The sequence below is a fragment of the Devosia yakushimensis genome (assembly GCF_030159855.1).
GTDB classification, from domain to species: domain Bacteria; phylum Pseudomonadota; class Alphaproteobacteria; order Rhizobiales; family Devosiaceae; genus Devosia; species Devosia yakushimensis.
This window is the reverse complement of the sequence record NZ_BSNG01000001.1, coordinates 2,912,921-2,938,148: the sequence shown is the minus strand read 5'-3', so window position 1 is coordinate 2,938,148 and position 25,228 is coordinate 2,912,921. Positions and strand designations below refer to the sequence as shown.

Below are 25,228 nucleotides of genomic sequence, written 5' to 3'. Positions count from 1 at the left end.
CGGGCTTGACCCGAGGGCCGCTCGCACCTTGTGCCGGGTTGGAAAATGGCCCTCGGGTCAGGCCCGAGGGCGGCGGCGGTCGAAGAGCGGGGAGGGGCGAACCCTCACGGCGACTTCCACAACACCACCAGCAATACCAAAATCCCCGTCACCAGCAGCACCAGTGTCCCGGTCACCCCGTTGAACACCTGCCGTCCCAGGCCAGGCGCGGCCTCGTCGGCCGCTACGATGTCGGAAAGTCTGCTCGGGTCTTCGCTTTGATACGTCATGATCCAGTTCCCTCTGTGGTGGGCGCTGTCTTCTGCGTCGGGATCAGTCTAGCTCCAGCCAACTTTATCAAAACTTGCCGGATTGGGGTTTGCTGCCGTTAAGGTTGCCATTCCGCCAAGCATCTTGCTTACCAAAAAGCTACCGTGCCGCATTTCGATCAAGTTTTTTCGCCAAGCGCAGTTAATGTCGAAAGCAAGCAAGCCTTCTGATTTAATGGCTGACATGAATCAGTCTCCCGCCGAAACCGCGCTCAGCCGCGCCATGATCCGCTGGTCCCTGACCAAGTCGACGCCCGTCGCCGAAACCGCAACCAGCTGGGTTTTCCGCGTCGAGCAGAATGGCCGCAACTTCGCCGCCCTCAAAATTCTGAAGCCCTTGGCCGCCGAGGAAGAGGGCAGGGGCGCCCAATTGATGAACTGGTATGGCGGGGAGGGTGCCGCCACGGTCTTCGACATTCATGGCAATACCATCTTCATGGAATGGCTCGATGGCAGCACCCTGGGCGATGCCGTCCGCGCCGGCCATGACGATGAGGGCACCATTGCCGTCGCCACCGTCGTCGCCAATCTCCACCGTCCGCGCGAAGGCGCGCCCGAAGGCCTCCAGCCGCTGCGCGATCGCTTCCAGACCCTGTTCGATACCGATGTGCGTGCCTGGCCCCACACCTCGCGCGATCTCTATGCTCGCGCCAGCGGCATAGCGCTCCGCCTTTTCGACCGGCCCACCGCCCAGATTCCCCTCCATGGCGATCTGCACCACGACAATATCATCTCCTCCGATCGCGGCTGGCTGGCCATCGATCCGAAGGGGCTGTTGGGGGATCCGGTCTATGAAGTCGCCAATGTCTTCATCAATCCCGAGCGCGCCGATGCCATCGCCGCCGATCCGCGCCGCATCGCCGCCCGCGCCGATATCCTGGCGCAGCGCCTGGCCTATCCCCGCAAGCGTATTCTGGGCTGGGCGGCCGCCCATGCCGCCCTTTCAGCCTGTTGGGACCTGGCCGATGGCAACGCCATAACCGGCCAGCTGGCCTGTCTGCCCAATCTGCTCAGCGCCTACGACCAGGCCTCCTAGTCCATGGACCCATCGATGATCCCTACCACCACCACGCGCCGCGGCTTCCTCATGCTGGGTGCCGCCATGGCGCTCTCGGCCTGCGCTTCCACCATGCCGGCTTTGGCGCCCGCCGCTGCCGCGCCCACGCCCGAAACGCTCACGCCCGATCAGATCATGTCGGCGGTCAATGCCGTGCGCAAAGCCAATGGCGCCGCGCCCTGGAGCTATAGCCAGTCCCTCGAAAACGCCGCGCGCTCCCAGGCCCGTCTGATGGCCCAGCGCGATACGCTCAGCCACGATCTCGGCGTCACCCTGCGCGAACGCGTTACCGCCGCCGGCTATATCGGCGCTGTCGGCGAAAACCTCGCCCGCGGCCACACCTCGCTCGAAGCAGCTCTGCAAGGCTGGATGAATTCGGCCGGTCATCGCGGCACCTTGCTCAGCCCCAAATTCACCGAATTCGGCCTCGCCGTCACCCGTACCCAAGCCGGCCGTCTCTACTGGGCCATGATCGCCGGCGGCAGTTTCGACGCCTGGCGGGTGTATCAATAGGGCAGGGGAACGGCCTCGTCGAACCACGAGGTGGCATCATGCCGCCCCATCACAATCGCCTCCCTCGGACTTGATCCGAGGGCCGCTCGCCGCTTGCGCCGGGTTGACAATAGGCTCTCGGGTTAAGCCCGAAGGAACCGCCTGTGCGTTGAAAATAGCTGGATACCCACCCCAGGAGTGGAGTCACTCGCACAAGACCAGGTGCGCCCCTACGCCGTCAACGTCCGCCGCACCGCCGCATTCCACCCCTTGACCTTACTCTTGCGCTCCCCCGCCGCCATTTTCGGCTCGAACCGCTTATCCCGCGCCCAGCCGGCGGCAAATTCCTTCATCCCCGGCCATACCCCGGCGCGCGATCCGGCCAGCCACGCCGCCCCCAGCGCGGTGGTCTCAAGGATTGTCGGCCGATCCACCGGCGCGTCCAGCACATCGGCCAGAAACTGCATGGTCCAGTCCGACGCCACCATGCCGCCATCCACGCGCAACACCGTGTCCTGCCCGCCCTTCCAGTCCTTGCGCATGGCTGCCAACAGGTCGAGCGTCTGGTAGCAAACTGCCTCCAGCGCCGCCCGGGCGATTTCCGCCGGCCCCGAATTGCGTGTCAGCCCATAGATCGCCCCCCGCGCCTCGGCATCCCACCAGGGCGCCCCCAGGCCCACAAAGGCGGGCACCATGTAGACATGCTGGCTCGGGTCGGCGCTCTCGGCCAGCGGTCCGGTCTCGCTGGCATGCTTGACCAGCTTCAGCCCATCACGAATCCACTGCACCGCCGCCCCGGCGATAAAGATCGAGCCTTCCAGCGCATAGGTCGTCTGCCCATCCAGCCGATAGGCGATGGTCGTGAGCAGCCTGTTCTGGCTCGCCACCATGTCCTTGCCCGTATTGAGCAGCGCAAAACACCCCGTGCCATAGGTCGATTTCAGCATGCCCGGCTCAAAGCAGGCCTGCCCGATCGTCGCCGCATGCTGGTCGCCCGCCACCCCCAGAATAGGGATCGCCGCGCCAAACAATTCGGCCTCGGTCACCCCGAAATCGGCCGCGCAATCCTCTACCTCCGGCAGCAGCGCCGCCGGAATGTCGAACAGCTCCAGCAACCCCTTGTCCCAGCGGTTCCGCCCGATATCGAACAGCAATGTGCGCCCCGCATTGGTCGCGTCGGTCACGTGCCGCTTGCCGCCCGTCAGCCGCCAGATCAGGAAGCTATCAACCGTGCCAAAGGCCAGTTCGCCCTTTTCCGCACGCTTGCGGGCGCCCTTCACATTGTCCAGCAGCCAGCGCACTTTCGTGCCGGAAAAATAGGGGTCGAGCAGCAGGCCGGTCTTCTTGGTGATCGCCTTTTCATGGCCCGCCGCCTTGAGCTTGGCGCAATAGGCCGCCGTCCGCCGGTCCTGCCACACAATGGCATTGTGAATGGGCTTGCCGCTCTTGCGATCCCAGATCAGCGTCGTCTCGCGCTGATTGGTAATGCCAATCGCCGACAGATCCCCAGCGCCAATCTTGGCAGCCTTCAGCGCCTCCTTGACCGCCCAGACCACGCTCTCCCAGATTTCCTCGGGGTCATGCTCCACCCAGCCATCCCGCGGAAAAATCTGGGTAAATTCCTTCTGCCCCACTCCGGCAATGGTCCGGTCCTTGCCAAACACAATCGCCCGGCTCGACGTCGTCCCCTGATCGATCGCCAGAATATATCCGCTCATTGTTCCTCCAGCCGAGCTTGTCGTTCTTTCTCCCCTCGCCCCTTGTGGGGGAGGGACAGACTGTTCTGCGTTCAGCAGAATAGTCAGGGTGAGGGGTTTGGAGCCATCCCATGCCTGGATGCCCACTCCCCAACAATGTCATTCCCGCGAAAGCGGGAACCTCTGTTTCCTAGCCGGTTTCTACCACGGCAGAAAACATCGGCTCTTGCCCTCCCTCCCCCTTGAGGGGAGGGCCGGGGAGGGGGTGGTTTAGTGGGGGAGGGAAGCGAAGCAGCCGACGCCCTCAAAATTCACTCACCCCCGCGCCGCCATATACCCATCCAATTCCACCGCCTCATCCGCACTGACCCGCAGCCCCAGCTTGGTCCGCCGCCACAGCACATCCTGGCCCACCCGCGCCCATTCCTGCGCCATCAGGTAATCCACCTCGGCCTGATACAAGTCCGCCCCAAAATGCCGCCCCAGCCCACCGACGTCTTTGGCGTCGCCCAGGATAATCCGCGCTTTGCTGCCATAAAGCCGCATCAGCCGCCGCACCAGCCCATCGGGCATATCGGCATAATCCTTGTGCAGCCGCCGCACTTCGGCGTCGAACGCCAGTGGCTCGAAATCCCCGCCCGGCAATTTGCTCACCTTGGTCCAGGCCGGCCCCTTCTTGCCCAGCACGCCCTCGATTTTCTCGAGCACCGATTCCGCCAGCCGCCGTGAGGTGGTCAGTTTCCCACCAAACACATTGACCGCCGCGCCCATCTGCGCGTCGCCATCAACCTTGAGCACATAATCGCGCGTGGCCTCCTGCGCCGCGCTCGCCCCATCGTCAAACAGCGGCCGCACCCCCGAATAGGTCCACACAATGTCACTCCGGCTCACCGGCTTGGCGAAATATTCGCTCGCCGCCGCGCAGAGATAATCGGTCTCCTTGTCCGAGATCGCCACATCCTTGGGGTCGCCCTTATAATCCTCGTCGGTCGTGCCGATCAGTGTGAAGTCATTCTCATAGGGAATGGCGAAGATGATCCGCCCATCCGCATTCTGGAAAATATAGCAGCGGTCATGGTCATAAAGCTTGTTGACCACGATATGGCTGCCTTTGACCAGCCGCACATTATGCGCGCCATTCTTGCCCATCGTGCCATTGATCACATGGTCCACCCAGGGCCCCGCCGCATTGACGATCAGCTTGGCCCGCACGCTTTGGTGCCCGCCCTCGCCATCCAGCTCGATGGTCCAGCCCCCATCTTCCCGCCTCGCGCTCGTCACCTTGGTCCGTACATGGATAGTGGCGCCACGATCGGCCGCGTCGCGCGCGTTCAGCACCACGAACCGTGCATCGTCCACCCAGCAGTCCGAATATTCGAACCCCAGCCGATAGCCGGGCTTGAGCGGCTTGCCGGTCTCGTTCCGCGTCAGGTCCAGCGTCTTGGTCGGCGGCAATAGCCGCCGCCCGCCCATATAATCATACATGGCGAGGCCAGCCCGCAGCACCATAGCCGGCCGCAGCCCCTTGTGATGCGGCAGCACGAACCGCAGCGGCTTGATAATGTGCGGCGCATTGGCCCACAGCACTTCGCGTTCCGCCAGTGCTTCATGCACCAGCCGGAATTCGTAATGTTCGAGATAGCGCAGCCCGCCATGCACCAGCTTGGTCGCTGCCGATGACGTGCCCGATGCCAGGTCGTGCATCTCCGCCAGCATCACCGAATAGCCGCGCCCCACCGCGTCGCGCGCCACGCTCGCGCCATTGATGCCTCCGCCAATCACAAAGACATCGACTTGCCCGGCCATCATTTCTACCTCTTTCGATATGCTTTCGCTTCTACGCGAGCAAATTTCGTTTTGGAAGGCCACAGTTTCGCCTGTCGCCCGAAATTCATCTTCCATACAAGTGCAGATTGACCCTTCGACCCGGACGGGTTAGGGCAGAGGGGTCCTTCGGCCCCGGGTCCCGGCCATGCTTGCCATCATCACTGTTATTGCGCCGGTTTTCGCCTTGATGGCGCTCGGCTATGGCGCCGTGCGCCTGCGCCTGTTTCCAGCCGAGGGTATCAAGAGCCTAATCGCCTTCGTGAACAATTTCGCGACGCCGTGCCTGCTGTTCCATTCCCTGCTCACCAGTGATTTCCGCTCGGCCTTCAATCTGTCGATCATCGTGCCCTTCTATGCCGGCGCGCTGGTCTGCTTTGCGCTGGGCATTTTCATCGCCATCAAATTCTTCCGCAATCGCCCCGGCGAGGGCGTCTCCGCCGCCTTTTCCGGCACCTTCACCAATACCGTGCTGGTGGGCCTGCCCATCATCCAGCGCGCCTATGGCCCCGAAGCGCTCCCGGTGACGCTCTCCATCATTGGCCTCCATGGCGCGATCCTGCTCACCATCGGCATGGTCACCATGGAACTGGTCCGTCGCGACGGCCAGTCGCTGGGCAAGACCCTCATCGTTGCCGCCAAACGCGTCGGCTCCAATCCGCTGATCTGGGGCATTGCGGCGGGCATGATCGCCTCCTTCGCCGGCGTTACCCTGATCGAACCGGCCGAAGCCTTCTTCGTCATGATGAGCCAGGCCGTGGTTCCCGCTGCCCTTTTCGGCGTCGGCGGCGCCCTCAATGAATACAAGCTCAGCGACAGCTGGAAGCACGCTTTGGTCGCTTCCTCCATCAAGCTGATCCTGCACCCCGCCATCGCCTATGTGCTGATGATCTGGGTGTTCCATGTCGACATGGCCATCGCCCGCTACGGCATCCTGCTGGCCGCCATGCCGGTCGGCGTCAACGCCTATATCTTCGCCACCTATTACAACCGCTCCGTCAGCGTGGCGACCAACACCGTGCTGATCACCACCATAGCCTCGGCCATCACTATTTCCGGCTGGCTCTATATTCTGGGGCCGTAAGGTTCATGCAGTTCGACATGCGCCGCCCCTGGTCGGAGGAGCAGACCATATTCCTCGTCGGTCCCGGTGGCGTTGGCAAATCGACATTGGGCCGGGAACTTGCCGCCCAAATGAACCGTCCCCTTATCGATCTCGATCATGTTTTCTGCCGCGAGATCGAAGTTATCGGCGCTTTCATCGACCGCCATGGCTATGCGGCCTATCGCGCCGAAAACCTGGCCCTGGCGGCCCGGCTTGTTGCAGCGATGGATGCTCCGGGCATCTTCGTCACCGCATCCGGCTTCCTTGCCGCTGCTCGAAGTTCCGAGGACTACGAGGCCGCCCGCGCCCTGCTGTCCACCGGCTATACAATTGCGCTCTTGCCCTCGCTCGATCTGGCCGAGGCCACCGCGCTGGTCGTCGCCCGCCAGCTGACGCGGGGCTTTGGCCTGGTCCGGGAAACCGAGGAGCAGAAATTCCAGGCCCGTTTCCACATCTACAAGGATGAGGGCGATCTGCTGGCCATCGCCAACGCACCTGCAGCACAGATTGCCGAGGCCTTGATCGAGAGGCTACATGCGGGGCAGGCTGGCGGTTAGCCATTTCCCGGCAGAACGAAAGCGGGAACCTCCATTTCAAGACGCAGGAAAGCAGGAGACAATTCCAGTGCCGGAAAGCCCCCAGGCCTATCTCGAGCTGCGCCAAACTCCGCTTCATGAACTGTCGCCAGCCGAGCGGATCGCCTTCTGTTCAGCCGTAGCCGACTGGCTCGGCCATGCCGAACCCTGGATAAGGGACGATGCTGCCGAGCGGCTGGCCACCGCTGTACTTTGGGAACGCTATTGGGAAGACCGGCCGGACCTTCCGCCGCCGGGCCATTACATTGAGCGGCTGGAATGGCTGCTCGATACGATCGAGACGGCCAATCAAAGCCATCCCGACGTGCTGCCCTCCTTCATCCGGCATCTGCGCTATCGCAACCCATCGCAGCAGCAGCTGTCGCATGTGCTGGCCTGGCTCGATAGGCTCGAACGCCAGCCGCCCTCCGGCCTCGACCCCGATCTTGTCGCCGGCTTACGGATATTGCTCACGCCACCAACACCGGATTGGCCCGAACAAGCCGCTGCCTGGATCGCCCTGCTCGATCATCCCTCCAATTGGGTACGCGGGTGTGCCGCCATCATGCTCGGCAATTGGTCCGAGGACGATACCGCCCCCAGTCGTTCCGACCTCTTTGCCCTCATCGGCGCAAAGGAACTGGCGCGGCCCGGCATTGCCGGACCCTTCTGGTCCTCATCCCATGCCGGCGGCGATTGGGCCGATGCCGAATGGGCCAGCACCGTGACCCCCTGGATGATGGATTTACTGGAGCGCCGCCGGGGCCCGCCGCCGCCATTCGATGACATGCCCAGCAACGACATCGAGTTCTACCTGCACGAACTCTGCAGCCTCTCGCCCGCCATGGTCGACCGCATGCTGGCTGGCGGCTTCGTCGATCTGGCATTGATGACGGCGACCGAAATGCACGGTCCTGTCCCCGGCATGCAATCCCGCCTCGAGACCCTGGTCCAAAACTCCGACACCCAGATCGCGGCCGCTGCGTCGCGCCATCTCGAGCGCTATTATTAGCCGAGCTGCCGACGGGCGATATTTCACAGCTCTCGTCCTCCCTCCCCTTGAGGGAAGGGCCGGGTGGCGGCGTTGGGACTTACGCCGCGGCCACGCTCACCTCGATGTCCCGAGCCCCATCCCCTGCCGGCACCACGCGCAGCGGCTGCGTCGAGAGCCCGTCGAGCCCTGCCGCCAGCCGCACATGCCGGTCGGTGGGGCACATTTGTAGCCTCGCATCGAACCCGATCCAGCCCAATCCTTCGTCAAAGGCTTCGGCCCAGGTGTGGAACGCCGATACACCATCCTCCGCGCCCATCAGATAGCCCGTCACATAGCGCGCCGGAATATCGAGCGCCCGCGCCGCCCCGACAAAGCTATGCGCGTAATCGCTGGCCGGCGGCAGCGCCTTGCCCGCCTCGCCCTGGCTCTGGCTCTGCCCGCCATCGGCCTGCATCTGTGCCGGCGTTTCGCTCGTGCCCAGCGTTTCGCCCACCCGCGCCATCAGCGCATGCAATACATCGAGCCGGCTCTCCTTGGCATTGCGGAATTTGCCATAGAGCGTCACCGGCGCCTTGGTCAGCGGCGTCACCCGCCGATAGAGCGCCGGCACCGGCTCGCCCCCAACCCGCCCCAGCACGCCATGCCGGTCAGTGGTCTCGATCACGCCCTTGACCGTCACCACCAGTTCGCCCTCGGGCCGGCTCTGGTTCACCAGATGGGCCACATTGCCATAGGCGTCGATAAAGCGGCCGGCATTGCCGATCCCCGCCATTTCCACGCTCCAGCTCTCCACATTCTGTGTTGGCCCGCCCTGCGGCGTCAGCAGCAATTGCAGCACGGCATTGGCCGTGCCGGCCGGCGGCGTGACGCTCAATCGATGGCGAATGGCAATGCGCATGCGACCTCAGTAGAAATTATAGCTGTCCGACAGCGTGTCGGTCACCCGATTGTTCCGGGCGATGAATTCGGTGAGGAATTCATGCAGCCCATGGCTGAAAATCTTGTCCATGCTGGTATCCTCTACCATGGCCAGCAATTGGCTCGCCGCCTCCTGGCATTCCTGCTTGCGCCCATAGAAATCCGCCAGCAGATCAAGATTCTGCTGCACGAAGCGCGCACAAAAGTTCAGCGACCGTGGCATTTCCGGCCGCAGGATCAGGAAATCGGTGATGTTCTGCGCCTTGTAGCGGTCATGATAGACATGGCGATAGCTGCGATGCGCTGACGCCGCCCGCAGGATCAGCGTCCATTGCTGGATATCGAGATCGCCGCCCACCAGCGTCGCCCGCGGCAGCAGCACATAATATTTCATGTCCAGGATGCGGGCGGTATTGTCCGCCCGCTCGACGAAATTGCCGGCCTGCAAAAACGCAAAGCCATCGTCTCGCAAAATCGTGCCCAACAATGCCCCGCGAAATTCATGGCTGCGCTGCTTGACCCATTGCAACAGGCCCAGCAGCTTTGCTCCCCGCACATCGCGCGGTTTGATCTGGGCATATTCGAGCCACGCCCCGTTCATGCTCTCCCACATATCGGTGGTGATCGCCGTGCGGACCGAGCGCGCATTGGTCCGCGCCGCCTGCAGGCACGAATAGACCGAACTCGAATTATCCGGGTCAAACATCATGAAATGGGCGACCGTATCGACATCGGCCGTCTTGTGCTTTGCCGCAAAAGCCTCATCGACCTCCGCCGCCTGCATCATCGACATCAGATGCTCGCTCGATCCCCCCTCGCGCCGACTGGTGAGGCTCATGCGATAGCCCACCTCCAGCAACCGCGCCATATTCTCGGCCCGCTCCACATAGCGCGAGAGCCAGAACAGGTTTTGTGCCGTCCGTCCGAGCATCATGACTGCACCCCGCAAGGTACGAGCCATCGGTTCTTGCCCACCCTCCCCCTTGCGGGGAGGGTAGCGCCGCTAGGCCCGAAGGGCCGTAGCAAAGCTGGGGAGGGGGTGGTTTTGTAGGCCACTGAAGGACCCCCACCCTCGAAGGGGGAGGGAGGCGAAGAAGCACGGAACTTGTCGCGTTGGGATGCCGGAACCATCATCAATCTTCCAGCACCCACGTATCCTTGGTCCCCCCGCCCTGGCTCGAATTGACCACCAATGAGCCCTTTTTCAGCGCCACCCGCGTCAACCCGCCCGGCGTAATCCGCACCCGGTCGCCCACCAGCACATAGGGCCGCAAATCGACATGCCGCGGCGCCACCCCGGCATTGACGTAAGTGGGGCAGGTGCTGAGCGCCAAGGTTGGTTGCACGATGTAATTGTCCGGCCGCGCCTCGATTTTCTTCCTGAATTCGGCATGCATGGCCTTGCTTGAGGTCGGCCCCACCATCATCCCATAGCCGCCCGAGCCATGCACTTCCTTGACCACGAGATCAGCGATATTGGCCAGCACCCAATTGCGCTGTTCCTCATCGGTGCAATTATAGGTCGGCACATTATTCAGCAGCGCCTTTTCCCCGAGATAGAATTCAATGATCTCAGGCACATAGGTATAAACCGCCTTGTCATCGGCAATCCCGGTTCCCGGCGCATTGACCAGCGTGACATTGCCCGCCCGATAGGCGTTGAACAGGCCCGGCACGCCCAGCATGGAATCGGGCCGGAAGGTGAGGGGGTCCAGATAATCGTCGTCGATCCGGCGATAGATCACATCCACCCGTTCCGGCCCGGTCGTCGTGCGCATATAAACCTTGCCGCCATCGACAAACAGGTCCGGCCCCTCGCAGAGCTGGGCGCCCATCTGGTCGGCCAGGAACGAATGTTCGAAATAGGCCGAATTATAGATGCCCGGCGTCAGCACCGCGATATTGGGCGATTGCCCGGCCCCGCCCGGCGCCACGCTTTCCAGCGTCCGCCGCAGGTTTTCCGGATAGGTTTCCACCGGCGCCACCTTGCAGCGATGGAACAAGTCGGGCGCCAGCTGCATCATCGCCTCGCGGTCTTCCAGCATATAGCTGACCCCCGAAGGCGTGCGCAGATTGTCTTCCAGCACATAGAATTCGTCCGGCCCCACCCGCACGATATCGACCCCGATAATATGGGCATAGACACCCTTGGCCGGCTCCAGCCCCATCATTTCGGGGGCAAAGGCGGCATTCTGCAGGATCAGCTTTTCCGGTATCCGCCCGGCCTTCAAAATCTCCTGGCGGTGATAGATGTCGTAGAGAAAGGCATTGAGCGCCTTGACGCGCTGCTCGATCCCCTTGGAGAGCTTGCGCCATTCCTGCGCCGCTATAATGCGCGGGATCACATCGAACGGGATGACCTTTTCGGTCCCTTCCTCCGAGCCGTAGACGGCGAAGGTAATGCCCAGCTTGCGGAAAATCGCCTCCGCATCCGATTGCATCAATGTCAGGGCTTTGTCGGGCTGCTCTTCCAGCCAGGCGTTCAGGGCCCGATAAGGTTCGCGGACAGAACCATCCGCATTGTACATTTCATCGAACGGCGCAGTTTCGGCCATTATGCTCCGCATGCTGTTACGGCTTAGCCCATCGCCTTCACATTGCTACACATTTGTACGCAGCCGTCCAGCCGGTCAGATCGACAATCGCAAGCCTCAGTGCTCTTGCCCTCCCTCCCCCTTGAGGGGAGGGCTGGGGAGGGGGTCGTTGTGCCCTCGCACGACTGCACCACTACCCACGATGTCATCCCGGCGCAGGCCGGGATCCATGCTGAAGGCCAACCACGCCATCAATGCCCCACAGCATGGATTCCGGCCTGCACCGGAATGACCAGGTAGCCAAACACCTGACGGATCAGCCCGACCAGGGCTTGTCCTGCCCGTTCCGCCCATTATGGTGTCGCCCAACATCATCTGGAGGAGCAATCATGACCATCGAAATCCTGCAACCCGGCAAGCTCCTCGACACCTGCGAAGCCGCGCTTGCCCAGCGCTACACGGTCCACAAGCTCTACGAGCAGCCCGATCCCGCCGCCTGGCTCAAGGCCAATGGCAGCCGCATCCGCGCCGTCGCCGGCGGCAATGTCGATGCCGGCCTGCTCACCCAGCTCCCCAATCTCGAAATCATCGCCAATTTCGGCGTCGGCTACGACAATATCGACACCAAAGCCGCCAAAGCGGCCAATATCCGCGTCACCAACACTCCCGACGTGCTCAACGACGCGGTGGCCGAACTGGCCATCGGCCTGATGATCGCGCTGGGCCGCCGCATCGTCGTCGCCGACAAATTCGTGCGCGCCGGCAAATGGCCCGGCAACAATTTCGGCCTCTCCGCCGAACTCACCGGCAAGACGGTCGGCATTCTCGGCCTCGGTCGCATCGGTAAGGAAATCGCTGCCCGCGCCCAGGCCCTCAAGATGCGCGTGGTCTATTACGGCCGCGGCCGCCAGCCTTCCGTGCCCCATATCTACTACGACAATCTGGTCGATATGGCCCGCGACAGCGACTGGCTCGTCATCGTCGCCCCCGGCGGCAAATCCACCCAGGGCATCGTCTCGCGAGACGTGCTCGAAGCGCTCGGCCCCGAAGGGCGCCTCGTCAATGTCGCCCGCGGCACCCTGGTCGATCAGCCCGCCATGGTCGAGCTGCTGGTCAATGGGGGCCTTGCCGGCGCCGCGCTCGACGTCTTCGATGGCGAGCCCGAAGTCCCCGCCGAACTGATGGACCTCGACAACGTCGTCCTCTCCCCCCACCACGCCAGCGCCACCCGCCAAACCCGCGACGCCATGGGCGCCATGCTCGTCGCCAATCTCGACGCCCATTTCGCCGGCGAGCCTCTCCTTAGCCAGGTGGTTTAGCTCCCATAGTCACTTTCGCCCGAGAGCCCAATCGGCGCTCCCCCTCGGCGGGGGAGGTTGGGAGCGGGTGTTAAGAGCCCGGATGCAAGGTCCCAGGATCGTAACATCCCAACCACAATAGCCTCCCTCGGGCTTGACCCGAGGGCCACTCCCCGCAACCACGAACCGCAATGCCCAATCCAGTCGCCCCTCGGGTCAAGCCCGAGGGAAACGTCGCGATTGCTGCAATTTAGCGCTTCGTCCGGGCAATCCACCTCTCCGCACGCACCGGTGCAAAAGTCCCTCACTCCAAATCATCCTGTACCATCGTCCCAGCGGCATGGATGCATACGATCTCCAGCCGCCCCGGTCCGATATTGGTGAATTTATGCGGCACCCCACCCGGCACCACTGCGATATCGTTCGGCCCCACCTCGATCACCATGTCCCCCGCCACGATGCGCGCTCGCCCCGATTTGACGATCCACGTCTCGGGATAGGGGTGCACATGCAATCCCGGCCCTTGCCCCGGTTCATTGTCCACCGAGAAAAACGAAATGCCCGTGCCATAGGCATCCCCCTCGAACCGGATCGTCCGGCTCTTGCTCGGCGGCCGGTCCTCGGCCCGCAATACATGCATCATGTCAGCTCTCCTCGATCTCTGATCAGACGACGGACGAGCCCTGCCGGTTTCGACAGCCTGGAGCATATCTCCCGAAAGCGGTCACCGGTTTCGGGGCAAGAATCGCGATGCGCTCTAGGTGCTTGTCACGAAAATCCGGTGTGGTTCTCCGCTCATCAGGATCACATCGGTCTCGATCCATCCCGCCCGCGCGAACAGGCGCACGGCGTCGGCCGTCAGCGCATAAAGCCTTTTATGTCCCAGCCGCCGCGCTTCCCGCCGGGCCCGCGCCAGCAATAGCCTGGCAACACCCTGCCGCCGGAACGCCGGATCGACCATCAGCCCGCCCAGCCAGGGCGAGCGTTCCGTCACCAGCCCGCCCGATGTCACTGTCAGTGCGCAGGTCCCCACGGCCATTCCATCGATCAAGGCCACAATGCCCAGCGGCAGCCGCTCCCGCTGTAACCGCTCGCTGAGATCGGCCCGCGCCGAAGCGCCGCGCGCATTGTACCAGTCCGGCCATTGCGTCTCATACAGCGCCACCAGCGGCCCCAAAGCCTCTTCATGGTCGATCAGCAGTGCGGTGGTCACCGTCATCGTCGTGCCTTCCTTGCATTGGCCAATTGCACCTGAGGGCGATTCCCACGGCCATCGCAACCGGCTAGCTTGCCCCAGGAATCTAGCTTGCCCGATGAATAATGAGGAGCTTTACCATGGCTGATTGGTGGCGCGGCGGCGTGATCTACCAGGTTTATCCGCGCTCGTTCCAGGACACGAATGGCGATGGCGTCGGCGATCTGCCCGGCATTCTGCGCCGGCTCGATCATATCGCCAGCCTCGGCGTCGATTGCATCTGGCTTTCGCCCATTACCCAGAGCCCGCAAGAGGATATGGGCTACGATGTCTCCAATTACATCGATGTCGATCCACTCTTCGGCACCATGGAGGATTTCGATAGCCTGATCGAGCGCGCCCACACCCTTGGCCTCAAGGTCATCATGGACCAGGTGGTCAGCCACACCTCCGACCAGCATCCCTGGTTCCGCGAATCCCGCCTCTCGCGCGACAATGCCCGCGCCGATTGGTATGTCTGGGCCGACCCGCTCCCCGATGGCTCCCCGCCCAATAACTGGCCCGCCGTGTTCGGCGGCCGCGCCTGGGAATGGAACCCGACCCGCGGCCAATATTACCTGCACAATTTTCTCGCCAGCCAGCCCGACCTCAACTTCCACAACGGAGAAGTGCAGGACGCGGTGCTCGATATCATGCGCTTCTGGCTCGAACGCGGCGTCGATGGCTTCCGCCTCGACACGGTCAATTACTATTTCCACGACAAGAAACTGCGCTCCAACCCGCCCAACAAGCGCGACGAGCATCTGCCCTATGCGGTCAATCCCTATGACATGCAGGAGCACAAATATTCCAAAAGCCAGCCGGAAAACGTCGCCTTCCTCAAGCGTGTCCGCACCCTGCTCGACGAGTTTCCCGGCACAACTTCGGTGGGCGAAGTCGGCGACAGCCATCGCGCCGTCGAGCTCATGGCCGAATACACCTCCGGCGGCGATAAGCTCCACATGTGCTATTCCTTCGAATTCCTCGGCCCCGATTTCACCGCAAAACACTTCCGCAGCCGGGTCGAAGGCTTCTATCGGGAAAGCAAGGATGGCTGGCCCTGCTGGAGCTTTTCCAACCACGACGTGCCCCGCCACATCACCCGCTGGGCGCCCCATAGCCTGGATGCCGCCGATCTCGGCCGCCAGGCCGTCGCGCTCATGCTCAGCCTCAAGGGCTCGGTTTGCCTCTATCAGGGGGAAGAACTGGGCCTGCCCGAAACCGACCTCATCTTCGAGGAATTGACCGACCCGCGCGGCATTCGCTTCTGGCCCGAAGACAAGGGCCGCGACGGCTGCCGCACGCCCATGCCCTGGGACGAGGGTGAAGCGCCCAATGGCTTCACCACCGGCACCCCCTGGCTCCCCATTAAGCCACCCCAATCGCTCCTCAACGTTGCCATCCAGGACGCCGACGAAAACTCCATGCTGGCCTTCTACCGCGCCATCCTCGCCTGGCGCCGCACTCACCCGGTGCTGAGCCACGGCGATATCGATTTCCTCAAGACCCAGGAGCCCATCCTGGCCTTCCGCCGCACCGGTCCCGACGCCGATATGCTCTGCGTCTTCAACCTCTCGCCCGAGCCCCACGAACTCAAGCTCACCGCCGAAGGCGCCGCGCTGGACCCCATCTCCCGCAACGCCACTCTGCAGGATGGCAAGCTGGAATTCGGCCCCAACGGCTACGCCTTCATCACCCTGACCGACGGCAAGGTGAAGCTGAACTAAGGACAGGGGATATCGGGCGTGCCCCCAATATTCCCATCCCACAGTCGCTTCCCTCGGGCTTGACCCGAGGGCCTCGCGCCACAAGCACCAGGGTCGCCGATTTGCCACAGCGACCCTCGGGTCAAGCCCGAGGGAAGCGACGGTGGGTACGGGATCACCCCAAAAAACAAAAGGCCCCCGGGTTCACCCCGAGGGTCTCTTTCCAGCCGCCTATGTGGCGACTATCCCTTCGCCGCCGTCGGCCCCACGGGCTTCAGCGTTACCGGGTCGAAAAACGCCATGGTCGAATGGCCGTCGGCGCCGGTGACGAAGGCCTGCACGCAGCCATTCCAGTCATTGACGCTCGAAACATTATAGCCTTCGCGCTTGAGCCCCTGCTCGATGGCGAATTCGTGGTGCCGCACCGAATAGGTCGCATCGCAACTGGTCGGCGATACCGTATTGGCGGCCAGAGTATTGGCCTGGGCGGGCAGGGCCGCGCCGCCCAGAACGAGGCCCGCAGCCGCTAATGTCATGAGGATCTTGATCATTTTCCACATCCTTTCATCCGTTGTGGAGTGATCATCCTGATCCCGCTGGCCGGCCATCGCCAGTTAAAGCGCGTTCACCTGCATTACGCTTGCGACAGGCTGGTAAGGTCCAAGCTCAGTAGACCTGTTCCAGCGTGTTCGGATCGAAGAACTGCATGATTTCCCCGCCGCCCGGCTGGCGCACAAAGGCGCGGATACAGCCGTTCCATTCCTCGGCCCGGGTCGCATCGATCCCGGCCCGACGCAGCCGCATCAGGTTGATCTCGTGACGATCGTCCGAATCTATCGTGCCGATGCGGATACCGCCGCTGATCCGGATACCGCCCGAGCCCCAATCGCCCCCGGTGCAGAAGGGCGCCGCAGTCGCAGGCGTGGCGGCCAGCACTGCCAGCGCGAAAACCGTCATCAATTTCCTGGACATGAAAATCTCCTCATCTCGCTCTGCTGTGACCGGTGATTGTGGCAGCCTCACGCCGCCTTTTCCCGCCGCCGGATCAATATGACCACCGCCGGAATGGCAAAGCTCAGCATCAACAGCCGGATCACATGGTGGGCGGCAATAAACGCCGTGTCATAGCCCAGCGCAATCCCCAGCGCGCCCATGCCCTCCAGCGCCCCCGGCGACAGGCCCAGCCAGATCTGCCCATAGGGCATGTCGACGATCAGGCTGACGATCCAGGCCATCACCGTCACAATGCCCACGGTCATTGCCGTCGCCACCACGCCGCCCTTGGCCGCATTGACGAATTCCTGCCGCGTAATGCCGGCAAAGCGCGAGCCGATCTGCGCGCCCACCAGGATAAAGGCCGCGATTACCAGCGGTCCCGGCATGGCCTCGGTATAAAGCCCGCCCAGCTTGGCCGCAGTCGCCGCCGCCATCGATCCCAGCACCAGCCCTGCCGGCACCTTGAGCCAGATAAAGACCAGTCCCACGGCAATGCAGCCCGCCGCCAGCCCCAGCAATTGCCAGACATTCAGAAATTCGCTCGCCACCGGCGGCGTGAAATGATCGATCGGCAAAAACATCGCGCCGATCGGCACGACAATGGTCAGCATCAAAATGCGGATCACCTGGATAATGGCGATCTGCCGCGGCTCGCCCACCCCGGCCGATGCAATGCCCATCACAAAGGACAAGTGGCCGGGAAACGAGCTCATATAGGCCGTGCCCGTATCGAGCTTGAACACGGCCGACAGCATCCAGCCGGTCAGCGAAATGATCAGCACCAGCTCCACCGCCAGCGCGGCAAGGCTCACCGGCCAGCTGGCAATCAGGCTCAGACTGTCGGGCGCCACGCTCGCCCCCATCATCATGCCCACCAGCACGAACACCACGTCCCGCAATCGGTTGGGAATGGCCATCGGCAATCCGGCCATAGCCGCCGCCGTCACCGCCAGCGCCCCACCCATCAACCACCCGGCGGGCATGCCGAGCGCCGTCGCGACGGCACCTCCGGCAGCCGAAACGGCGAGGGTCAGCAGGGTGGGGTAAATCTGCGCAAGGAAAGAAGAACCAGTCGACATTATAGGTGTGCGCCTCTGTGAGGCCCTTCATTAGCCACTAAACATTGTCCACCCACCGGCCCAGAACCTCCCCCTCTATGAGGGAAGTTGGGAGGGGGGGCCGGGAGCCCCGATATCCGGGCTTTGCCCCCGGGGAAGGCATATGGGCTCTCAACCCACGATAGTATTCCTGGCTACAGTGTCATTCCCGCGAAGGCAGGGGACGCGGTCGCGCCACCTTTACCCCACCGGCATGGCCTTCTCCGCCAGCCGCACCCAATAGGTCGCGCCCACCGGAATGGCCGCATCGTTGAAATCATACGTATCGGTATGCAGCTCCGAGCTGTCCCCGTTGCCCAGGAATATATAGGCCCCCGGCCGCTCCTCCAGCATGAAGGAAAAATCCTCTCCGCCCATCGATGGCGGCACGTCCGCATCCACCCGGTCGGCGCCTGCCACCTCGGCCGCCACCTCGGCAGCAAAGGCCGTCCGCCCCGGCTCGTTCACCGTCACCGGATATCCCCGCGCATAGCGAATGCTCGCCGTCGCGCCAAAGGTCGCGGCAAATTGCGGCACCATCTCGCCCAGCCGCGCCTCGATAAAATCCTGCACCTCGCCATCGAGCGTCCGCACCGTCCCGGTAATCTTGGCGGTCTGGGAAATCACATTATCGGCTTCCCCGGCCTCCACCATGGTCACCGAGACAACAGCGCTTTTGAGCGGGTCGACATTGCGCGACACAATGGTCTGCAGCGCCGTTACCAGATGCGCCGCCACGATAATGGGGTCCACCGTCTGGTGCGGCCGCGCCGCATGCCCGCCCACGCCCGAAATATCGATATAGAACCGGTCGGTCGCGGCCATGATGCCGCCCTCGCGGATGCCGAAATGCCCCAGCGGCATGCCCGGCCAATTATGCATGCCATAGACTTCGGAAATGCCGAAGCGCTCCATCAGCCCGTCCTGCACCATTTCCTTGCCGCCGCCGCCACCCTCTTCAGCCGGCTGGAAGATCACCGCTACCCGCCCGTCGAAATTGCGAGTCTCGGCCAGGTATCTCGCCGCCCCCAGCAGCATGGCCGTATGCCCGTCATGGCCACAGGCATGCATCCGGCCCTTGATCGCGCTGGCATAATCCTTGCCGGTCTTTTCCGTCACCGGCAGCGCGTCCATATCCGCGCGCAGCCCGATGGTCTTGCCACTGGCATTGCTCCGCCCGTTGATGATCCCCACCACACCGGTCCGGCCCAGCCCGGTCACGATTTCGTCCACCCCGAATTGCTCCAGCAGCGCTGCAACCTTCCCGGCAGTCCGTTCCACATCGAACAGGATTTCCGGGTTTTGATGGAAATCCTGGCGCCAGGCGGCGATTTCGTCATGAAATTCGGCAATTCGGTTCAATACGGGCATCAACAAGTCCAAATGCGGCAAAGCTCCAGCCAATGTCGCCGCCCCGCCCGCTGGCGTCAACCTGCGCGAAGGTCGGCGGCGCGAGACAAGGCGCAATTCGGCGTCAACTTTGCCTCTGCCGCCCCTTGAAGGCCTATGGCCCCACCAACCATATCCCGCGATGAAATCGAATAGACGGGGAGAAACGCGATGGCTGCGTCCTTGGAAGGCGGCGAAAGCTACAGTATCGAGCCTGGGTTCCGGCCCGAGCATCGTCAGCTTGTCGCCGCCGGCTATTGGGAGGCCTTTTCCCGCAAGCTGCGCTATCCCCTTGGCCCCGAGCCAAAGGCCATGGCTTTTCTGGAACAGGCCCTGGACCCTAGCCATGCGATCTCGGCTGTTTCCCGGGATGGCGCCTTTCTCGGCATAGCCGGCTTCAAGACGCCCGCCGGCGCTTTTGTCGGCGGCAATCTGGCCGCCATGGCGAAAGTCTATGGCTGGGTCGGCGGCTTGGCGCGCAGCCTGTTGATTGGCGTTCTGGAGCGGAAATGCGAACCCGGAACGCTGTTGATGGACGGAATTTTCGTCCATCCCGAAGCTCGCAGCCTCGGCGTGGGCTCCGCCTTGTTGGAAGCGATCGAAAAACACGCCCGCGCCACGGGCCTGAAACAGGTCCGCCTTGACGTCATCGACGAAAACCCCAGGGCGCAATCGCTTTATCAGCGGCGGGGATTTGCGGCGCAGTCACAGATATCGCTCGGGATACTCAAGCCCATATTCGGATTTCGTTCTGCGACCACAATGGTCAAGACCATAGCTTAGCCGCCTGCCGTGGCGCCGGCCTGCGATCGAGTCCGCCAATCCTCCACCACACAATCGCCTCCCTCGGGCTTGCCCCGAGGGCCTCTATCAACCGGCACGAGCGGCGAGTGGCCCTCGGGTCAAGCCCGAGGGAAGCGACGGTGGTCAGAACCAGATAGCGCCCGTCAAACCTTCCCTTCCCGGCGCAGGCAGAGATCCCCCGGCACCCTTTTCCAAAAATCCTCCCTCCGCTGGTCAGAATTTCCCTTGCCGGCCTTGTCCGTCTCGCCCAACTTTGCCATGACAACGCCAGTTTCGAGGGGAGCCGAAGACGAACCGATGAAGATCCTTGTTGCCGTCAAGCGTGTGGTTGACCACAACGTCCGCATTCGCGTCCGTCCCGATGGTTCGGGCGTCGAGACCAATGGCGTGCGCATGTCGATGAACCCCTTCTGCAAGCATGCCGTGGAGGCTGCCGTCCAGCTTGCCGAAGCCGGCCAAGCCGATGAAGTGGTCGTGGTCTCCATCGGCCCCAAGCCCGCCACTGATGTCATCCTCACCGCATTGGCCATGGGCGCCCATCGCGGCATTCTGATCGAAACCGATGCCCAGCTCGAAACCCTGGCCATCGCCAAGCTCCTCGCCAAAATCACCGCCGAGGAAAATCCCGGCCTGGTCCTGCTCGGCAAGCAGGCAGTGGATGACGACAGCAACCATGTCGGCCAGATGCTGGCCGCCTTGACCGGTCGCCCCCAGGCCACCTTCGCATCCGAAATCAAGGTCACCGGCCAGGGCCTGGAAGTCTCCCGCGAGGTTGATACCGGCCGCGAGACCCTCTCCCTGCCGCTGCCCGCCATCGTCACCGCCGACCTGCGCCTTAATACCCCGCGCAATGCCGCGCTGCCGCAGGTGATGAAGGCCCGCTCCAAGCCCCTGGCCACCCGCCCCGCCGCCGATTTCGGCGTCGACCTGGCGCCGCGCCTTGTCGTTGAAAAGATATCCCCGCCGCCCGAGCGTGTGGCAGGAAAGTCAGTGGGCACAGTCGCTGAACTGGCCGCCTTCATCGCCGCCGATATCTCGCAGATGGAGGCGCTGTGATGAGCGTTCTGGTTCTTGCCGATCACGACCAGGGCGTGCTGTCGCCCGCCACGGCCCGCATCGTCCATGCGGTCGCCGAATTGGGCACGGTCGATATCCTGCTGGCCGGCGAAAACATCGCTGCACCCGCTCAATCCGCTTCCACGCTTGCCGGTGTCGCTAAGGTCCTGACCGCAGAGGGGCTTTTTGTCGCCGATAGCCTCGAAATGCTACTGTCAACGTTAACAGTCCGTTATCATTATGTGGTCGCAAGTGCCGGTTCGGTTGGCAAGGATGTGCTCCCGCGCCTCGCCGCCAAGCTCGATCTGATGCCGGTGACCGATGTCACCGCCATCCTCGGCCCCAATCGCTTCGAACGCCCCATCTATGCCGGCAATGCCCTGCAAACGGTGGCTTCCAACCAGCCCAAGCACCTGCTCACCCTGCGCGCCTCGGCCTTTCGCGCTGCCGCCACCGGCAATGCCGCGCCTATTGAAGCCATTGATACTTCTGGCGTTTCTTCGGCCGCCAAACTCATCGCCTCCCATCGCACCCAGTCGGAAACCCCCGACCTCGCCACTGCCCAGATCGTGGTCGGTGGCGGCATTGCGGTGGGGTCGGCCGAGGGCTTCCAACTCATTGAATCCCTTGCCAAAAAACTCAACGCCGCCGTCGGCGCCACCCGCGCCGCGGTCGATGCCGGCTATGCCCCCAATGACTGGCAGGTCGGCCAGACCGGCAAGATCATCGCCCCCGATCTCTACATCGCCATCGGAATTTCCGGGGCTTTACAACACCTTGCCGGCATTCAGGGCGCCAAGAAGATCGTCGCCATCAATACCGATCCGGAGGCGCCCCTGGTCAAGCTGGCCGATATCGCCCTGATCGGCGATCTCTTCCAGGTCATCCCCCAGCTCATCGCCGAACTCGACAAAATCGGGCTCAAACGCTGATCGTCTTGGCGTTGCAAATCCTGCCCCGCCGCCTATAAAGGCGGCGCCTTCCCACCGGAACGACACCTCAAAATGTTCGAGACTCTCTCCAAGGCCCCCGGCGACAAGATCCTGGCGCTCATGGGCGAATACGCGGCCGACCCGCGCCCCACCAAGATCGACCTCGGCGTCGGCGTTTATAAGGATGAAAAGGGCGTCACGCCCGTCATGTCCGCCGTCCGCAAGGCCGAACAGCGCATTCTCGAAGCCGAAAAAACCAAGACTTATCTGGGCATTGCCGGCAATAAGGGCTTTGGCGCCGCCGTGCTCGATCTAGCCCTGGCCGATAGCGTCGACCGCGCCCGCGTCCGCATCGCCCAGGCCCCCGGCGGCACCGGCTCGCTCTGGGTCCTGATGCAGCTGATCAACCGCGCCAAGCCCGGCGCCACGGTCTGGGTCTCCGATCCGACCTGGCCCAACCACAACCCGATCGCCGAAAATTCCGGTCTCAAGGTCGAAAAATACCCCTATTTCGACGCCGATTCCCGTGGCCTCAAATTCCCCGAAATGCTTGCCGCGCTTGATAAATTGGGCAAGGACGATGTCGTGCTGCTGCATGGCTGCTGCCACAACCCGACCGGCGCCAACCTCACCAATGCGCAATGGGATCAGGTCGCGGCAAGCCTTGCCAAAACCGGCGCGCTGCCCTTTATCGATCTGGCCTATCTCGGCTTTGGCGACGGTCTGCTCGAAGATGCCTACGGCACCCGCAAGGTGATCGCTTCGGTCCCCGAAGCGCTGATCGCCTTTTCGGGCTCCAAGAATTTCGGCCTCTATCGCGAACGCATCGGCGCCGCCATCCTCATCGCCAGGGATGCGGCCCAGGCCGACATTGCCAATTCCCAGCTCCTCAACATCATCCGCGGCGCCTATTCCCAGCCCCCCGATCATGGTGCCGAGATCATCCGCGTCATCCTTGAAGACAAGGATTTGCGCGCCGAGTGGGAAGCCGAGCTCAACCAGATGCGCGGCCGCATGATCGCGCTGCGCGAAAAGCTGGCCGAAGCCATTCGCCAGCGCTCGAACTCCAAGGATTTCGACTTCATCGCCGCCCATCGCGGCATGTTTTCGCTATTGGGCCTGCCCAATGACGTGGTCGAACATTTAAAAGCCGCCAATGGTGTCTATATGATTGGTGACAGTCGCATCAATGTCGCCGGCATCCCGGAGGATCGGGTCGGCGATTTGGCGGAAGCCATGCTCTCGGCGATCAAATAAGCCAGTCCAATCGCCTTGCAGCCCGGCGCCGCCGTGCTACACATTTTGCTGAACAGCTCTAGGAGGGAACCATGAAGTTCTTCGTCGATACTGCAGAAATCAAGGACATCAAGGAGCTGTACGATACCGGCCTGCTCGATGGTGTCACCACCAATCCGTCGCTGATCGCCAAGTCCGGCCGCGACTTCAAGGACGTGGTCAAGGAAATCTGCGCCACCGTGCCGGGTCCGGTCTCGGCGGAAGTCGCCAGCCTTGAATATGAGGGCATGATTGCCGAGGGCGAAGTGCTGTCCAAGCTGGCCAGCAATGTCGTGGTCAAGCTCCCCCTGACCCTCAATGGCCTCAAGGCCACCAAGACCTTCAAGGAACGTGGCGTCAAAACCAACGTCACGCTCTGCTTCTCGGCCAACCAGGCCCTGCTGGCTGCCAAGGCCGGCGCGACCTATATCTCGCCCTTCCTCGGGCGCCTCGATGACATCAATCTCGATGGCGTCGAGCTGATCGAAAATATCCGCCAGATCTACGACAACTACCAGTTCGAGACCCAGATCCTGGCCGCTTCGATCCGCTCGCCCAACCACGTGACCCAGGTTGCCTTGGCCGGTGCCGACGTCGCGACGATCCCGCCCGACGTGATCCGCAAGCTGGCCAACCACCCGCTGACCAATGCGGGCATCGAAGGCTTCCTCAAGGACTGGAAAGCCACGGGCCAGACGATCGTCTAAGCGGATTAATGTTGACCCCGATCTGCCTCCCTCCCCTCAAGGGAGAGGGGTGGATCGGGGCTCTCAAGTGTCGTGGAAGTTGAATGGCCGATATCGAACTCGCCGCCGCCATCAAATCCGCGCTCGACGCCGTCGAAATCCCCGGCGGCGGCATGCTGTCCGGTTATGCGGGCTTGTCCGAAATCATCGTCACCCCTAGCGCCGTAGCCTTTGCCATCGCCGTCGCGCCCGGCATGGAGGCCGCTTTTGGCCCCGCCCGCGACGCTGCCCAGCAGGCCGCCCAAGCCGTGGCGCCCGGCCGCAAGATTATGGTCTCACTGACGTCGGGTAAGCCCCCCGCCACCGGCCAGGCCGCCGCGCAAGGCCGCCCCGGCCCCGCACCCAAGCAAGCCGTGCCTGGCGTCAAGCGCATCATCGCCGTCGGTTCCGGCAAGGGCGGCGTCGGCAAATCTACCACCGCGGTCAATCTGGCCTTGGCTTTCGCTGCAGAGGGCCTCAGCGTCGGCATTCTCGATGCCGATCTCTACGGCCCCTCCATCCCCAAACTGCTGGGCCTCGAAGGCAAACCCGCCGTGCGCGAAGACGGCATTTTTTCGCCCCATAACGCCTTTGGCCTCAAGGCCATGTCGATCGGCTCCATGCTCAATCCCGACCAGGCCGTGGTCTGGCGCGGTCCCATGGCCACCTCCGCCCTGCGCCAATTGCTGCGCGAAACCGATTGGGGTGATCTCGATCTGCTCGTTGTCGACCTGCCCCCCGGCACCGGCGACATCCACATTTCCCTGTTCCAGCAGTCCGAGGTCGATGGCGTCGTCATCGTCTCGACCCCGCAGGACTTGGCCCTGATCGACGCCAAAAAGGCCATCGACATGCTGCGCCGCATGGGTGTGCCCCTGCTTGGGCTGATCGAGAATATGAGCTATTTCATCGCCCCTGATACCGGCGCCCGCTACGACATTTTCGGCACCGGCGGCGCCGAAGCCGCTGCCAAAACACTCGACATGCCCTTCCTTGGCGCCGTCCCGCTGGTCATGTCGATCCGCGAAAACTCCGACACCGGCCAGCCCCCGGTCGTCTCCGCCCCGACAGGCCCTGAAGCCCAGGCCTTCCGCGCCATTGCCGCAAAAATTCTGCAAGGCTCACCCGCGCTGCGGCGCTAGCCGTCTCTTGCCATAGCTGCGCCGTGTCAGCACTCTAGGATCTGCAGCTTAACCGCCTGTCCTGGAGCCC

General features: G+C 62.9%; 26 protein-coding genes. 13 read left to right on the top strand and 13 right to left on the bottom strand.

The features are described from left to right. Window positions 1-104 precede the first annotated feature (104 nt). Window positions 105-269: a hypothetical protein gene (locus QQL79_RS14220; RefSeq protein WP_284391918.1), complete on the bottom strand. Its 165-nt coding sequence runs from the start codon at window positions 267-269 to the stop codon at window positions 105-107. A gap of 48 nt (window positions 270-317) precedes the next feature. Then, a complete protein-coding gene (locus QQL79_RS14215) occupies window positions 318-494 on the bottom strand; it encodes a hypothetical protein (RefSeq protein ID WP_284391917.1) in 177 nt (58 codons plus the stop codon). On the opposite strand from QQL79_RS14215, the gene QQL79_RS14210 reads away from it, so the two are divergent. Together QQL79_RS14210 and QQL79_RS14205 are read left to right on the top strand one after the other, a co-directional pair. Then, a complete protein-coding gene (locus QQL79_RS14210; protein WP_284391915.1) occupies window positions 493-1,344 on the top strand; it encodes an aminoglycoside phosphotransferase family protein in 852 nt (283 codons plus the stop codon). The genes QQL79_RS14215 and QQL79_RS14210 overlap by 2 nt on opposite strands. Before the next feature lie 15 nt (window positions 1,345-1,359). Next, window positions 1,360-1,878 carry a CAP domain-containing protein gene (locus tag QQL79_RS14205; RefSeq protein WP_284391914.1) on the top strand — a complete coding sequence of 173 codons (519 nt, stop codon included), beginning with the start codon at window positions 1,360-1,362 and terminating at the stop codon, window positions 1,876-1,878. A gap of 209 nt (window positions 1,879-2,087) precedes the next feature. Here the strand turns inward: QQL79_RS14205 and glpK are convergent, their stop codons facing one another. Beyond that, window positions 2,088-3,575 (bottom strand): glycerol kinase GlpK, encoded by a 1,488-nt coding sequence (gene glpK / locus QQL79_RS14200; protein WP_284391912.1) that lies wholly within the window; start codon window positions 3,573-3,575, stop codon window positions 2,088-2,090. Window positions 3,576-3,869: 294 nt separating this feature from the next. After that, window positions 3,870-5,363, bottom strand: a complete 1,494-nt coding sequence (gene glpD, locus QQL79_RS14195) for a glycerol-3-phosphate dehydrogenase (protein ID WP_284391910.1) — start codon at window positions 5,361-5,363, stop codon at window positions 3,870-3,872. A 163-nt stretch (window positions 5,364-5,526) separates the two neighbouring features. On the opposite strand from glpD, the gene QQL79_RS14190 reads away from it, so the two are divergent. From QQL79_RS14190 to QQL79_RS14180, 3 genes are all read left to right on the top strand, one after another. Further along, window positions 5,527-6,462: an AEC family transporter gene (locus QQL79_RS14190; RefSeq protein ID WP_284391908.1), complete on the top strand. Its 936-nt coding sequence runs from the start codon at window positions 5,527-5,529 to the stop codon at window positions 6,460-6,462. Between the two features lie 5 nt (window positions 6,463-6,467). Beyond that, entirely contained in the window at window positions 6,468-7,040 is a 573-nt protein-coding gene (locus QQL79_RS14185; protein ID WP_284391906.1) for a shikimate kinase, read from the top strand. A gap of 67 nt (window positions 7,041-7,107) precedes the next feature. Beyond that, on the top strand, window positions 7,108-8,070 hold the full coding sequence (locus QQL79_RS14180) for a hypothetical protein (protein WP_284391904.1): 963 nt from the start codon (window positions 7,108-7,110) through the stop codon (window positions 8,068-8,070). 79 nt (window positions 8,071-8,149) lie between these two features. Here QQL79_RS14180 and QQL79_RS14175 read toward each other — a convergent pair whose 3' ends face one another. From QQL79_RS14175 to QQL79_RS14165, 3 genes are all read right to left on the bottom strand, one after another. Then, the gene (locus QQL79_RS14175) at window positions 8,150-8,950 is read right to left on the bottom strand and encodes a transglutaminase family protein (RefSeq protein WP_284391902.1); all 801 of its coding nucleotides are present in this window, start codon (window positions 8,948-8,950) and stop codon (window positions 8,150-8,152) included. Window positions 8,951-8,956: 6 nt separating this feature from the next. Continuing rightward, a complete protein-coding gene (locus QQL79_RS14170) occupies window positions 8,957-9,904 on the bottom strand; it encodes an alpha-E domain-containing protein (RefSeq protein WP_284391900.1) in 948 nt (315 codons plus the stop codon). A 199-nt stretch (window positions 9,905-10,103) separates the two neighbouring features. Then, complete coding sequence (locus tag QQL79_RS14165) at window positions 10,104-11,525, bottom strand: circularly permuted type 2 ATP-grasp protein (protein WP_284391898.1); 1,422 nt, start codon at window positions 11,523-11,525, stop codon at window positions 10,104-10,106. Between the two features lie 368 nt (window positions 11,526-11,893). On the opposite strand from QQL79_RS14165, the gene QQL79_RS14160 reads away from it, so the two are divergent. Continuing rightward, the gene (locus QQL79_RS14160; protein ID WP_284391895.1) at window positions 11,894-12,823 is read left to right on the top strand and encodes a 2-hydroxyacid dehydrogenase; all 930 of its coding nucleotides are present in this window, start codon (window positions 11,894-11,896) and stop codon (window positions 12,821-12,823) included. Window positions 12,824-13,106: 283 nt separating this feature from the next. Here QQL79_RS14160 and QQL79_RS14155 read toward each other — a convergent pair whose 3' ends face one another. Both QQL79_RS14155 and QQL79_RS14150 read right to left on the bottom strand, forming a co-directional pair. Further along, window positions 13,107-13,445 (bottom strand): cupin domain-containing protein, encoded by a 339-nt coding sequence (locus QQL79_RS14155; RefSeq protein ID WP_284391890.1) that lies wholly within the window; start codon window positions 13,443-13,445, stop codon window positions 13,107-13,109. Window positions 13,446-13,559: 114 nt separating this feature from the next. Continuing rightward, window positions 13,560-14,021, bottom strand: a complete 462-nt coding sequence (locus QQL79_RS14150; protein WP_284391888.1) for a GNAT family N-acetyltransferase — start codon at window positions 14,019-14,021, stop codon at window positions 13,560-13,562. A gap of 116 nt (window positions 14,022-14,137) precedes the next feature. Here QQL79_RS14150 and QQL79_RS14145 point away from each other — a divergent pair, with 116 nt between their 5' ends. Then, window positions 14,138-15,763, top strand: a complete 1,626-nt coding sequence (locus QQL79_RS14145) for an alpha-glucosidase family protein (RefSeq protein ID WP_284391887.1) — start codon at window positions 14,138-14,140, stop codon at window positions 15,761-15,763. Window positions 15,764-15,984: 221 nt separating this feature from the next. On the opposite strand, the gene QQL79_RS14140 is transcribed toward QQL79_RS14145, so the two are convergent. The 4 genes from QQL79_RS14140 to QQL79_RS14125 form a co-directional block, all read right to left on the bottom strand. Continuing rightward, window positions 15,985-16,293 carry a PepSY domain-containing protein gene (locus QQL79_RS14140; protein ID WP_284391886.1) on the bottom strand — a complete coding sequence of 103 codons (309 nt, stop codon included), beginning with the start codon at window positions 16,291-16,293 and terminating at the stop codon, window positions 15,985-15,987. Between the two features lie 115 nt (window positions 16,294-16,408). Beyond that, window positions 16,409-16,714 (bottom strand): hypothetical protein, encoded by a 306-nt coding sequence (locus tag QQL79_RS14135; RefSeq protein WP_284391885.1) that lies wholly within the window; start codon window positions 16,712-16,714, stop codon window positions 16,409-16,411. A gap of 47 nt (window positions 16,715-16,761) precedes the next feature. Further along, the gene (locus QQL79_RS14130; protein WP_284391884.1) at window positions 16,762-17,817 is read right to left on the bottom strand and encodes an AbrB family transcriptional regulator; all 1,056 of its coding nucleotides are present in this window, start codon (window positions 17,815-17,817) and stop codon (window positions 16,762-16,764) included. A 219-nt stretch (window positions 17,818-18,036) separates the two neighbouring features. After that, a complete protein-coding gene (locus QQL79_RS14125; RefSeq protein ID WP_284391883.1) occupies window positions 18,037-19,206 on the bottom strand; it encodes a M20 aminoacylase family protein in 1,170 nt (389 codons plus the stop codon). Window positions 19,207-19,395: 189 nt separating this feature from the next. On the opposite strand from QQL79_RS14125, the gene QQL79_RS14120 reads away from it, so the two are divergent. The 6 genes from QQL79_RS14120 to QQL79_RS14095 all read left to right on the top strand — a co-directional run bounded on the left by QQL79_RS14120 (window position 19,396) and on the right by QQL79_RS14095 (window position 25,158). After that, a complete protein-coding gene (locus QQL79_RS14120) occupies window positions 19,396-20,007 on the top strand; it encodes a GNAT family N-acetyltransferase (RefSeq protein WP_284391881.1) in 612 nt (203 codons plus the stop codon). A gap of 318 nt (window positions 20,008-20,325) precedes the next feature. After that, window positions 20,326-21,084 (top strand): electron transfer flavoprotein subunit beta/FixA family protein, encoded by a 759-nt coding sequence (locus QQL79_RS14115; RefSeq protein WP_284391879.1) that lies wholly within the window; start codon window positions 20,326-20,328, stop codon window positions 21,082-21,084. Next, window positions 21,084-22,016: an electron transfer flavoprotein subunit alpha/FixB family protein gene (locus tag QQL79_RS14110; protein ID WP_284391877.1), complete on the top strand. Its 933-nt coding sequence runs from the start codon at window positions 21,084-21,086 to the stop codon at window positions 22,014-22,016. Before QQL79_RS14115 ends, QQL79_RS14110 begins: the two co-directional genes overlap by 1 nt. 72 nt (window positions 22,017-22,088) lie before the next feature. Then, complete coding sequence (locus tag QQL79_RS14105; protein ID WP_284391875.1) at window positions 22,089-23,273, top strand: amino acid aminotransferase; 1,185 nt, start codon at window positions 22,089-22,091, stop codon at window positions 23,271-23,273. A gap of 71 nt (window positions 23,274-23,344) precedes the next feature. After that, complete coding sequence (fsa, locus tag QQL79_RS14100; RefSeq protein WP_284391873.1) at window positions 23,345-23,998, top strand: fructose-6-phosphate aldolase; 654 nt, start codon at window positions 23,345-23,347, stop codon at window positions 23,996-23,998. An 83-nt stretch (window positions 23,999-24,081) separates the two neighbouring features. After that, on the top strand, window positions 24,082-25,158 hold the full coding sequence (locus QQL79_RS14095) for an Mrp/NBP35 family ATP-binding protein (RefSeq protein WP_284391871.1): 1,077 nt from the start codon (window positions 24,082-24,084) through the stop codon (window positions 25,156-25,158). The last annotated feature ends 70 nt before the right edge of the window (window positions 25,159-25,228 follow it).

What these genes read in the sequence shown, in the direction of transcription:
- QQL79_RS14220 (WP_284391918.1), bottom strand. Translation starts at nt 269, where the DNA reads ATGACGTATCAAAGCGAAGACCCGAGCAGACTTTCCGACATCGTAGCG.
- QQL79_RS14210 (WP_284391915.1), top strand. Translation starts at nt 493, where the DNA reads ATGAATCAGTCTCCCGCCGAAACCGCGCTCAGCCGCGCCATGATCCGC.
- QQL79_RS14215 (WP_284391917.1), bottom strand. Translation starts at nt 494, where the DNA reads ATGTCAGCCATTAAATCAGAAGGCTTGCTTGCTTTCGACATTAACTGC.
- QQL79_RS14205 (WP_284391914.1), top strand. Translation starts at nt 1,360, where the DNA reads ATGATCCCTACCACCACCACGCGCCGCGGCTTCCTCATGCTGGGTGCC.
- glpK (WP_284391912.1), bottom strand. Translation starts at nt 3,575, where the DNA reads ATGAGCGGATATATTCTGGCGATCGATCAGGGGACGACGTCGAGCCGG.
- glpD (WP_284391910.1), bottom strand. Translation starts at nt 5,363, where the DNA reads ATGATGGCCGGGCAAGTCGATGTCTTTGTGATTGGCGGAGGCATCAAT.
- QQL79_RS14190 (WP_284391908.1), top strand. Translation starts at nt 5,527, where the DNA reads ATGCTTGCCATCATCACTGTTATTGCGCCGGTTTTCGCCTTGATGGCG.
- QQL79_RS14185 (WP_284391906.1), top strand. Translation starts at nt 6,468, where the DNA reads ATGCAGTTCGACATGCGCCGCCCCTGGTCGGAGGAGCAGACCATATTC.
- QQL79_RS14175 (WP_284391902.1), bottom strand. Translation starts at nt 8,950, where the DNA reads ATGCGCATTGCCATTCGCCATCGATTGAGCGTCACGCCGCCGGCCGGC.
- QQL79_RS14170 (WP_284391900.1), bottom strand. Translation starts at nt 9,904, where the DNA reads ATGATGCTCGGACGGACGGCACAAAACCTGTTCTGGCTCTCGCGCTAT.
- QQL79_RS14165 (WP_284391898.1), bottom strand. Translation starts at nt 11,525, where the DNA reads ATGGCCGAAACTGCGCCGTTCGATGAAATGTACAATGCGGATGGTTCT.
- QQL79_RS14160 (WP_284391895.1), top strand. Translation starts at nt 11,894, where the DNA reads ATGACCATCGAAATCCTGCAACCCGGCAAGCTCCTCGACACCTGCGAA.
- QQL79_RS14155 (WP_284391890.1), bottom strand. Translation starts at nt 13,445, where the DNA reads ATGATGCATGTATTGCGGGCCGAGGACCGGCCGCCGAGCAAGAGCCGG.
- QQL79_RS14150 (WP_284391888.1), bottom strand. Translation starts at nt 14,021, where the DNA reads ATGACGGTGACCACCGCACTGCTGATCGACCATGAAGAGGCTTTGGGG.
- QQL79_RS14145 (WP_284391887.1), top strand. Translation starts at nt 14,138, where the DNA reads ATGGCTGATTGGTGGCGCGGCGGCGTGATCTACCAGGTTTATCCGCGC.
- QQL79_RS14140 (WP_284391886.1), bottom strand. Translation starts at nt 16,293, where the DNA reads ATGATCAAGATCCTCATGACATTAGCGGCTGCGGGCCTCGTTCTGGGC.
- QQL79_RS14135 (WP_284391885.1), bottom strand. Translation starts at nt 16,714, where the DNA reads ATGTCCAGGAAATTGATGACGGTTTTCGCGCTGGCAGTGCTGGCCGCC.
- QQL79_RS14130 (WP_284391884.1), bottom strand. Translation starts at nt 17,817, where the DNA reads ATGTCGACTGGTTCTTCTTTCCTTGCGCAGATTTACCCCACCCTGCTG.
- QQL79_RS14125 (WP_284391883.1), bottom strand. Translation starts at nt 19,206, where the DNA reads ATGCCCGTATTGAACCGAATTGCCGAATTTCATGACGAAATCGCCGCC.
- QQL79_RS14120 (WP_284391881.1), top strand. Translation starts at nt 19,396, where the DNA reads ATGGCTGCGTCCTTGGAAGGCGGCGAAAGCTACAGTATCGAGCCTGGG.
- QQL79_RS14115 (WP_284391879.1), top strand. Translation starts at nt 20,326, where the DNA reads ATGAAGATCCTTGTTGCCGTCAAGCGTGTGGTTGACCACAACGTCCGC.
- QQL79_RS14110 (WP_284391877.1), top strand. Translation starts at nt 21,084, where the DNA reads ATGAGCGTTCTGGTTCTTGCCGATCACGACCAGGGCGTGCTGTCGCCC.
- QQL79_RS14105 (WP_284391875.1), top strand. Translation starts at nt 22,089, where the DNA reads ATGTTCGAGACTCTCTCCAAGGCCCCCGGCGACAAGATCCTGGCGCTC.
- fsa (WP_284391873.1), top strand. Translation starts at nt 23,345, where the DNA reads ATGAAGTTCTTCGTCGATACTGCAGAAATCAAGGACATCAAGGAGCTG.
- QQL79_RS14095 (WP_284391871.1), top strand. Translation starts at nt 24,082, where the DNA reads ATGGCCGATATCGAACTCGCCGCCGCCATCAAATCCGCGCTCGACGCC.